The organism is Asaccharospora irregularis DSM 2635, from assembly GCF_900129815.1.
GTDB classification, from domain to species: domain Bacteria; phylum Bacillota; class Clostridia; order Peptostreptococcales; family Peptostreptococcaceae; genus Asaccharospora; species Asaccharospora irregularis.
This window is the reverse complement of record NZ_FQWX01000016.1, coordinates 1-9,977: the sequence shown is the minus strand read 5'-3', so window position 1 is coordinate 9,977 and position 9,977 is coordinate 1. Positions and strand designations below refer to the sequence as shown.

Here is a 9,977-nt window from a genome sequence, read left to right as displayed (position 1 = left end):
TCAATCCGAAATAAATTAGCCTGGGGGGCGAGGGTGTTAAAACCTACCTCCAAGCAGGCAAGCTGCAATGTCGGTTCTGTCTATTTTCTTATCTCACCCTCCGCCGCCTCCTCCACATCAATCCGAATATAAATTAGCCCGGGGGGCGAGAAGTTAAAAAACCATTTCAACACAGGCAGCCAAGCTGCTGTGTTGGTTCTGTCTATTTTCTTATCTCACCTTTCGCCTCCCCATTCACCTCGATCAATCCAAAATAAATTAGCCCGGGGGCGAGGGTGTTAAAACCTACCTCCAAGCAGGCAAGCTGCAATGTCGGTTCTGTCTATTTTCTTCCCTACCCCTCCGACTCCGCCTCCTCCACATCAATCCGAATATAAATTAGCCCGGGGGTGAGGGTGTGAAAAACTACCTCCAAGCAGGCAAGCTGCAATGTTGGTTCTGTCTATTTTCTTACCTACCCCTCCGCCGCCTCCTCCACATCAATCCGAATATAAACTAGCCCGGGGGGCAAGAAGTAAAAAAAACATTTCAATACAGGCAGGCAAGCTGCTGTGTTGGTTCTGTCTATTTTCTTATCTCACCCTCCGCCGCCTCCTCCACATCAATCCGAATATAAACTAGCCCGGGGGGCAAGAAGTAAAAAAAACATTTCAATACAGGCAGGCAAGCTGCTGTGTTGGTTCTGTCTATTTTCTTATCTCACCCTCCGCCGCCTCCTCCACATCAATCCGAATATAAATTAGCCCGGGGGCGAGAAGTGAAAAAACCATTTCAACACAGGCAGCCAAGCTGCTGTTATATCACAAGGATTTTATATTAGTGTTTCACCTACGGTGACTGAGGCTTCGCCTGGTCAATTAGAAATAAATTAAACTGGGAGAAGGATGTAAAAACACTTCAACACAATCAAGATAATTATACCTCCTGAGTTTTTATATGGGTGTTACACCTACGGTGGTTGAGGCTTCGCCTGTTTTTTGTATGAAAAATCGCAGATAGGTTAGTATCTGCGATTTATTTTAGTTGAATTTGTATAAGTATTGTACTGTTGCTATGTGGATTTTTCTATTTAAAAGTTCGAACATTTCGTAGCCTTGGATTGTGTATTCTTTTACTGGGTCTTTTTGGCCTGCTGCCATCAGTCCTATTCCTTGTCTTAGTTGATCCATTGCGTCTATGTGTTCTATCCAATATTTGTCTACTACTTCTAATAGTATTTTCTTTTCTAGTTCTTTTAATCTATCTGGTCCTAGTGTGATTTTTTTGAAATCATATACTCTATTTGATAGATCGTGTGTGTATGCTATTATTTCATCTACTTTCATTTTGTCCATGTCTGGGATTACTAGGGTTTCGGCTGGCATAAATGCTAGTGCTAGGTAGTTTAGGAAACCTGTGTAATCTTTTTGTTTTTCTAGGTAAAGTTTGGCTGCGAATTTTATTACTTCTAGTGCCATGTTTCTTATATCTTGTTCTATATCCTCATTGTCTAAGACTTTATTTCTTTCTTTATATATAACTTTTCTTTGTTCGTTGATTACGTCATCATATTGAAGTACGTTTTTTCTTATTTCAAAGTTTTTGCCTTCTATTGCTCTTTGGGCTCTTTCTATTGCTTTGCTTATGCTTTTGTTTTCTATTGCTCCGTTTTCTTTTGTTCCTACTCTTTTCATTATCTTTTCTATGCTTTTTCCTCCATAGAGTTTGATAACTTCATCTTCTAAGCTTACGAAGAATCTAGATGTTCCTGGGTCTCCTTGACGTCCTGAACGTCCTCTTAGCTGGTTGTCTATTCTTCTTGTTTCGTGTATTTCTGTTCCTATTACATATAGTCCGCCTAGTTCTTTTACTATTTTTTCTTCTTCTTTGTCTCCTGCTCCTAGGGATATGTCTGTTCCTCTACCTGCCATGTTTGTTGCTATTGTTACTGCTCCTAGTTTTCCTGCTTTTGATATTATTGCTGCTTCTTTTTCATGGTGTTTTGCGTTTAATACTTCATGTTTTATACCTTTTTTGTTTAGTAGGTCTGATAGTAGTTCTGATTTTTCTATTGATACTGTTCCTACTAGTATTGGTTGTTTTGTTTTATGTATTTTTATTATTTCTTCTACTACTGCGTTGTATTTTTCTTTTTCTGTTCTAAATACCTTTTCATGTAAATCCGCTCTTATTACTGGTTTGTTTGTTGGTATTTGAACTACGTTTATATTGTAAGTGGATTGGAATTCTCCTTCTTCTGTTTTTGCTGTACCTGTCATTCCAGATAGTTTAGAGTATAGTCTAAAGAAGTTTTGGAATGTTACTGTTGCTAAGGTTTTTGATTCTCTTTGGATTTCTACTTTTTCTTTGGCTTCTATTGCTTGATGAAGTCCGTCTGAGTATCTTCTTCCATCCATTATTCTTCCTGTGAATTCGTCTACTATAAGTATTTCGTTATCTTTTACTACGTAGTCTACGTCTTTTTCCATTAGTTTGTTTGCTCTTAGTGCTTGGTTTACATGGTGGAATATTTCCATGTTGTCTATACTCGTTATGTTTTCTATGTTGAAGAATGACTCTGCTTTTTTTAGCCCTGATTCTGTTAGGGAAACTGTGTTTTCTTTTTCATCTGTTTCGTAGTCTTCTTCTTTTAATGTGTTTATGAAGTTGTCGGCTATGTTATAAAGTTCTGTGCTTTCTTCTCCAGTTCCTGATATTATAAGCGGAGTTCTAGCTTCGTCTATAAGTATTGAGTCTACTTCATCTACTATTGCAAAGTTTAATTGTCTTTGGACTTTGTCTTCATTTTTTGTTACCATGTTATCTCTTAGATAGTCAAATCCGTATTCGTTGTTTGTTCCGTAAGTTATGTCACATTTATATTGTTCTTTTCTTTCTAATGGGTTTTGACCGTTTACTATTACTCCTACACTCATTCCTAGGAAATTGTATACTGGTTCCATTATTTCTTTGTCACGTTTTGCAAGGTAGTCGTTTACTGTGATTACATGGACACCTTTTTCTGTAAGTGCATTTAGGTATACTGGCGCTACTCCTACTAGAGTTTTTCCTTCTCCTGTTTTCATTTCTGCTATTTTGCCATGGTGAAGAACTATTCCCCCGATTAATTGAACTCTGTATTGGCGCATACCAAGCACTCTTTTTGAAGCTTCTCTAACTACTGCGAAAGCTTCTGGTAGTATATCATCTAAAGTTTGTCCATTTTTTAATTTATCTTTAAATATGTTTGTCATATTTTTTAATTCTTCATCTGTTAGTGGTTGTATTTTTTCTTCTAGTTCTTCTATTTTATCTACTATTTGGTTTAGTTTTTTTATTTCTAATTCGTCTGATTTATCTAGTATTTTGTCTAAGACTGACATTTATTCCCCTCCTTAAAAGTTGTACTATTCTATTATACATTAGTTTGGGTAGGAGTGGCTATTTTTTAACTTTTATTTGTGGACAAGTTTTATTAAGTGTAGTATAATTGTGGTACTAAAATATAGCATCTCTTTGCTGATTTTGGTATTTCTCACACAAAAGATGGGCTTGGTAGCCCATCTTTTTTTGTGTAAATTACCGCTTCGGGTGGAGTTTGATATAAGTCTTCCTCCAGGCAGTCAAGCTGCAATGTCAGGGCGACTTATATCTTCACTCCCCCCTTCGCTAGGTTATTTTCTGTTAAAAAAATATGGACTACTTCGCTAGAGAAAGATAAAATCTTTCTACAGATATTAAAGCTGCAATGTCGATTCAGCTTACCACTTCACCAGCCCTCGCTTGGGTTATCTTGTATTTCAAAAATATGGGCTACTGCGCTGGAGAAGGATAAAAACCTTTCTACAGGCAGTCAAGCTGCAATGTCGGGGCGACTTATATCTTCACTCCCCCCTTCGCTAGGTTATTTTCTATTAAAAAAATATATACTACTGCGCCGGAGAAAGATAAAACCTTTCCTACAAACAGACAGGCTGCAATGTCGATTCAGCTTACCACTTCACCATACCTCGCTTGGTTATCTTGTATTTCAAAAATATGAGTTACTACGCTAGAGAAAGATATAAGTCTTCCTCCAGGCAGTCAAGCTGCAATGTCGGGGCGACTTATATCTTCACTCCCCCCTTCGCTAGGTTATTTTCTATTAAAAAAATATATACTACTGCGCCGGAGAAATATAAAACCTTTCCTACAAACAGACAGGCTGCAATGTCGATTCAGCTTACCACTTCACCATCCGTCGCTTGGTTATCTTGTATTTGAAAAAATATGGGCTAATGAGCTGGAGAAAGATAAAAACCTCTCTACAAACATTAAAACCGCAATGCCGATTCAGCTTACAACTTAACCGCTTCTTCCTATGGTATCTCATGTTTGAAAACTACTTATACATACGATATATTGAGCAATAAATATTATTTCATATGCATTATAAATAAACTTCGAGTAGATACAATGAAGAAATTCAAGACTAATATCAAATAAATTTGCGCTGAACTAAAGGAGGAGTATGTATTTTATCAAAACTTCCTATTTTATATTAAAAAAAGAAATGTAAAAATGATTTTAGAAATGCTATCAAAGGATTTAAAAGACTGTCCTTTATGCTTTAGAACAAGCCTTGAATCTTTGAAAAATAAAAACAGTACGTATTAAATGCTTTAATTACAAAATATACAAATGCTAGGGTTGAAGGTAAGAATAATACTATTAAAGTACTCAAAAGAGTATCCTTCGGATTTAGAAGTTTTAAAAATTTAAGATTAACAGTATTACTAAGGGAAAAAATATAAGTAATTTAAAAACAGCATCTATACAGAAAACTGTATTAGATGCTGCCTTTAAAAATTAAATATTGACTTCATCAACGTTATTTGACAAAGAGCCATTTATATCTTTACTCCTCCTTCGCTAGGTTATTTTCTATTTTAAAAAGCAAAAAAGGCTTCTCTTTTGAGAAGCCTTTTTGTATATATCAATTTTATATTACTTAACTACCGCTTTAAGAACTTTTTGAATTACTACAGAAGCTATTCCTCCACCTATTTGAGTGACTTTTTGATCGTTCTTTTTAAGCTTAAGTTCTTCCACTTGAGCTTTAGTTAAATCATTAGTTGCAAGTACTATAACTCCTTTATTAGTACCATTACCAGCTAAAGGTGCTGCTGCTAATGCATCTACTAATTGAGCATCTCCATCTTTAGCTACGTATACATTTTCTAAATCAGAAGATTTTTCAAAGTATTCTTTTATTACTTTAGCATTTGTATCGTTTCTATCAGTACCAGATATTCTATCTGCTACTAGAGCTTTTTGAGCATCACCATTTTTTATTTCAACTATGTCTTTTAACACTTGTGTAGAAACTTTAGTTTTACCACCTACTACATCTACTGTTGCTATTTTATTAGTTTCATCATCTAAGAACGCTTTAGCATCTCTAGTTAATCCTTCTGCTGGAGAAACTATTATAGGAGTTCTCTTTTGAGCTGCTACTGATGCTACAGACATAGCATCTGCTAATCCATCTCCACCTACTACAAATGCTTCCTTAGAAGTTGATTTTAATTCTTTTGCTATTTTTAAAGATGTATCATATCTATCATCACCTGATAGTCTTTTTATATCAGCGTTCATTTCTTTTGCTAATTGAACTTCAACAGATTTAGATATAGTATTTTCTCCACCTATTAAGTATATTGGAGCACCTTTTGCTACTAATCTTTTTATTTCTTTCATAGTTTCTTCAGGTATTGCATCTTTTTTAGTTAATAATATTGGAGCTTTCTTTTGTGCCGCAAGTGGTGCTGATGCTAATCCATCAACTACAGCATTTTCTCCTACCAACACTACTCCTTCTGCTGTTCCATCTTGTTTATAAGCTTCTTTACTTATTTTTATAGCAGTTTCAAATCTAGTATCCCCTTTTAATGTTTTATAGTTAGCAGTTGTTACAATTTCACCTTTTTGTATTATATCTTTAAAATCTGCTAAATCTGCTTGAACATTAGATTTTACTACTAATCTAACATTTTCATTTGATGGTAATTTTTTACCACTTTCTGAAACTCTTAAATCTATATTTAATGCGTATCCGCCATCTTTAACTGCTACAACCTTTAAATTATCTTTTGAATCTTGATGGAATCTAACTTGATATACTTTACCATCTTTAGTAGTTGTAACATTTTTATCTTCATCAGAAGCAAGTTTTAATAATCCCACTAACTCTTTACCAGCTTCAGTATATCCTTTTTCTGTTTTGAAAGTAGATAAGTTGAATTCTTCTTTTGTTAAAGAATTTACTTTTGTAGTCATATTTGCTACAACTCTAGATGGTATATCTACAGCTTTTGCATCTTCTTTTACTTCTACAAATTTGAAATCTACTACTCTTTTAGCAGTTTCTTCATCAGCTCTATCTATATATACATCATTTCCATCTTTATCTAAACCTTTAGTAATATCTAACTGAGCAGTTTCTCCGTTTACAATTAATTCAACTCCACTTTTTAATATTACTTTTATGTTATCAATTTTTTCAGAAGCATCAGAAGCAATTGTTTTATTATCACTATCTGTATATTCTAAATTTCCATCTTCATTTTTAGTTATTTCGTACTCTTTTTCATTTGCATCTAAAGCGATTACTTTATCAATAGCTTTATTACCTGCTGACATTTCTCTAGCTATAAAGTCTATAACCGTTTCACCTTCAACTATATTTTTAAATTCATCTAATGCTGTTTCTGCTGCTGCTTGTGCTTTTGTAGCTTCATCTAATGCTTTTTCTTTTTCTGTTACAGCAGTTTGAGCAGCTTCTAATGCTTTTTCTGCTGCTGCTTTACCATCTTCATCAGCTTCTTCTAATGCTGTTTGTGCTGCTACTTGTGCTTTTGTAGCTTCATCTAATGCTTTTTCTTTTTCTGTTACAGCAGTTTGAGCAGCTTCTAATGCTTTTTGTGCTGCTGCTTTACCATTTGTAGCTTCAGCTAATGCTGTTTCGTATGATTTTCCATCTACTACATTTACTATCTTGCCGTCTGAGTTTTCCACATGGCCTTTATCTACTATATCTACAGTTACCTCTTCACCTTTTACTTCTGCCATTTCTAGTATTTTTTCTAATTCTGTCATTGTTTTTATTGTTTCTTCAGCTTGAGTACCTCTTTTTACAATAATATCATAAACTGATTCTGCGTCTTTTCCACTGTATTTTACAGCTAGTTTTTCCTTTACTTCTTTTACTAATTCCTCTTTAGTAACACTTTGTGATTCTAAAGCAAATACTGGAGCAACTGAAGTTGCTACTGTAGCAGCGGCCATAACCATTGCTATATTTTTTTTCTTTAACATATATATTTCCTCCCCAACATTATATTAATTACATCTCTTTTTATGTAAATAACCGTATTTTTGTATCTCTCACACTCTAATGATATTATATTACAAGCTTATTTACAATATTTTCCCGTGAATTTATTACCATTTTTTTCCTACAAATTTTTACATTTTTTACATATTGACTATTTTTTAAATTATTACAAAATATAATTTTAATTTTAATTGGATTTTAATAGAATATTTCTATGTTATAATTCACCTACTCATTTTCCTCTTTTTCTGATGAATATAATTTTGCCACTTTTTTTACATCTTCATGGTTCATGTTTAGTAGTTTGCCTATTTCTACTGGATGGTGTTTTTCGTTGTATAGTTTTGCTGCCATTCTTTTTCTTGGTCCGTAAAGTACTTTGTTTATGTGAGGCATGTACATGCAAAGGCCTCCTATTTTTTCGCAACATTCAATTGCTTTTTCAAATCCTATGATTTCTATTATGTCCATGAAGTTTTCTGACATGTCGCTATCTCTTAGGTCGGCTATTAGGATTTCATCTACTTTTTTTGGGGTTAGTTTTCTTGGGGTTTTGTTTGCTATTTTTTCTAGTTTTTCTTTTTTGCTTAGTTCTCTTGTTTTCTCTACTAGGTTATTTGATACTCCTAATATTTCTACTATTTCAGTTGTTTTGTATTTTGGCACTAGGGTTGCGACTAATCGTTTTGTAGGATTTATTAAAAGTCCCTTTTTTGTGGGTATATAGATTTCCTCTCCGCCTAGTATTTCTGAGAATTCGATTAGTTTTTGTAGTCCTATTACTTGTGCTAGGTATTTTATTTTACTTTTTATGTCTTTTAGTTCTAGGTCTTTTATTAGTTCTTCTTTTATAATTTTTTTGCTTGGAAGTTTTTTGTTGGTCAATTTAAAGGGCCCCCTTTTACTATTATAATTTGTGATCTAAATAGTAATGTCTTTAAAATACCGTCATTTATCTCTGAATTGTTAAGTCTGGTGTGATTGTATATGTATTATGTCGATTTTGGTATAATTGTTTTATTATGTTACAAAAAAATACAATTATATGTTTTTTACGATTTAATATTATCATAATTAAGAATTCTTATGCAACCTTTTAATTCGTATTGTAACCTAAGAGTTCTGTTTTTTAAAAGGAGATGTTGTTAAAATGTTGAAACCCGGTGATATTATAAGGAAGGCTAGAACAGAGAAGAATATGTCTATTAGGTCTTTGTCCAGTTTATCAGGTGTTAGTCATACTGAGATTTCTAGGATTGAAAAGGGCAAGAGAATTAATCCTAGTCCAAATAATTTACTTAAGATTTCAGATGCTCTAAATATAGACTATAACTATTTGCTTGAGCTTAGTGGATATATTCCAAACAAAACTGAAATTAATTTAGATGATAGTTTTTGTAGTGTTTCAGAGTCCTCATGTGAATATGACACTTCTATCTATTTAAAAAGAAAGGTTTTAGAATTGATTTCTTCTGATATAAGAAAAAATACTGGTTTAATAATTGATTTTAATGAAGATTATATGATAAATAACAAGGTAGGGTTTGATTTTGTTGGGTTTAGTGATACTGCTGAGGTGTTTTGCTGTGTTATAAGTTCTTTGAGTTCTACCGATTTATTAAATACAAACTCTATAAAAGCTACTTTTGCTGATTTTTATTTTAATTTTAAGCATACTTTTGATGAGGGTAATATTCATTTTATTTCGGCTTTTGTTGTTGATGATATGGTTTGTTATGATGAGTTAAATAGAGTTTTGAAATGTGTGTTTAATCATTTTAGACCAAGTTTTGATTTTAAAATATTTTTATCCAGTGATTTAAGATAAATAAAGGGAGTATAGGGGCTTTTGCCTCTTATACTCCCTTTGATTTTATTTAAGTGTGTCCACTAGTTTATCTACTGATTTGAAGTTTATTCCTCCACCAATTTGATATACTTTAGGTGATTTTTTACCGCTTAGTGAAGCGCTTTGTTCTTGTGATAGTCCATTAGATCCCATAAGTACTACTGGAGATTGTAGTTTTGATGCTAATGGCCCAGCTGTAAGTGCATCTACTAAAACATCTGATTTAGCTACTAGTACAGAGTTTAGGTTTGCATCTGGATAGAATCTAGCTATTACTTTTGCGTTAGTGTCAGCTCTATCTTTTCCAGCTACTCTATTTTTTGTTACATCTTCTGTTGTTATTTTGTCTATATCAGATATTACTTTGTCGCTTATAGCATTTTGTCCACCTATAAAATAAGCGTTTGTCAATTGCTTTTCGCTCAACCAAGTGTATACTTCCCCATGGATAGGTTACACTTAATTATACAATAAAAATTCGGACATGATATAATAGATAAAAGGAAATTGGAGGTCTATCATGTCTAAAAGATATAATTATGAGTTTAAAAAGCAAATAGTAACTTTAGTTAATAATGGTAAAAGCCCTAATGAAATAGTAAAAGAATATAAGGTGGCTAGATCTACTGTGAATAAGTGGGTTAGCGACTATAATGGCTCAGGTTCGTTTAAGGCTAAAGATAATAGAACTGAAGAAGAAGATGAATTAATAAAACTTAGAAAAGAAAATCAACAATTAAAAATGGAAAATGATATTTTAAAGCAAGCGGCGCT

At 33.2% G+C, this 9,977-nt stretch carries 6 protein-coding genes and 1 pseudogene; 3 read left to right on the top strand and 4 right to left on the bottom strand.

Annotation, left to right across the window (positions count from 1 at the left end):
- Positions 1 to 1,019: 1,019 nt before the first annotated feature.
- Complete coding sequence (secA, locus tag BUB34_RS07755) at positions 1,020 to 3,362, bottom strand: preprotein translocase subunit SecA (protein WP_073126188.1); 2,343 nt, start codon at positions 3,360 to 3,362, stop codon at positions 1,020 to 1,022.
- Between the two features lie 1,272 nt (positions 3,363 to 4,634).
- On the opposite strand from secA, the pseudogene BUB34_RS14000 reads away from it, so the two are divergent.
- Positions 4,635 to 4,772 (top strand): annotated as a pseudogene (locus BUB34_RS14000) (transposase); the annotation flags it as partial.
- Positions 4,773 to 4,965: 193 nt separating this feature from the next.
- Here BUB34_RS14000 and BUB34_RS07745 read toward each other — a convergent pair.
- Both BUB34_RS07745 and BUB34_RS07740 read right to left on the bottom strand, forming a co-directional pair.
- Positions 4,966 to 7,335 (bottom strand): cell wall-binding repeat-containing protein, encoded by a 2,370-nt coding sequence (locus BUB34_RS07745; protein ID WP_073126186.1) that lies wholly within the window; start codon positions 7,333 to 7,335, stop codon positions 4,966 to 4,968.
- Positions 7,336 to 7,582: 247 nt separating this feature from the next.
- Complete coding sequence (locus BUB34_RS07740) at positions 7,583 to 8,239, bottom strand: hypothetical protein (protein ID WP_073126184.1); 657 nt, start codon at positions 8,237 to 8,239, stop codon at positions 7,583 to 7,585.
- A gap of 265 nt (positions 8,240 to 8,504) precedes the next feature.
- Here BUB34_RS07740 and BUB34_RS07735 point away from each other — a divergent pair, with 265 nt between their 5' ends.
- A complete protein-coding gene (locus BUB34_RS07735; protein WP_073126183.1) occupies positions 8,505 to 9,182 on the top strand; it encodes a helix-turn-helix domain-containing protein in 678 nt (225 codons plus the stop codon).
- Positions 9,183 to 9,227: 45 nt separating this feature from the next.
- Here the strand turns inward: BUB34_RS07735 and BUB34_RS07730 are convergent, their stop codons facing one another.
- Positions 9,228 to 9,629 carry a cell wall-binding repeat-containing protein gene (locus BUB34_RS07730; RefSeq protein ID WP_073126181.1) on the bottom strand — a complete coding sequence of 134 codons (402 nt, stop codon included), beginning with the start codon at positions 9,627 to 9,629 and terminating at the stop codon, positions 9,228 to 9,230.
- 94 nt (positions 9,630 to 9,723) lie between these two features.
- Here BUB34_RS07730 and BUB34_RS07725 point away from each other — a divergent pair.
- Positions 9,724 to 9,977 (top strand): transposase (locus tag BUB34_RS07725; protein WP_143153353.1); only part of this gene is annotated, 254 nt, incomplete at its 3' end.

Excerpts from the sequence above, each read along its gene's own strand:
- secA (WP_073126188.1), bottom strand. The coding sequence starts at position 3,362 with ATGTCAGTCTTAGACAAAATACTAGATAAATCAGACGAATTAGAAATA.
- BUB34_RS07745 (WP_073126186.1), bottom strand. The coding sequence starts at position 7,335 with ATGTTAAAGAAAAAAAATATAGCAATGGTTATGGCCGCTGCTACAGTA.
- BUB34_RS07735 (WP_073126183.1), top strand. The coding sequence starts at position 8,505 with ATGTTGAAACCCGGTGATATTATAAGGAAGGCTAGAACAGAGAAGAAT.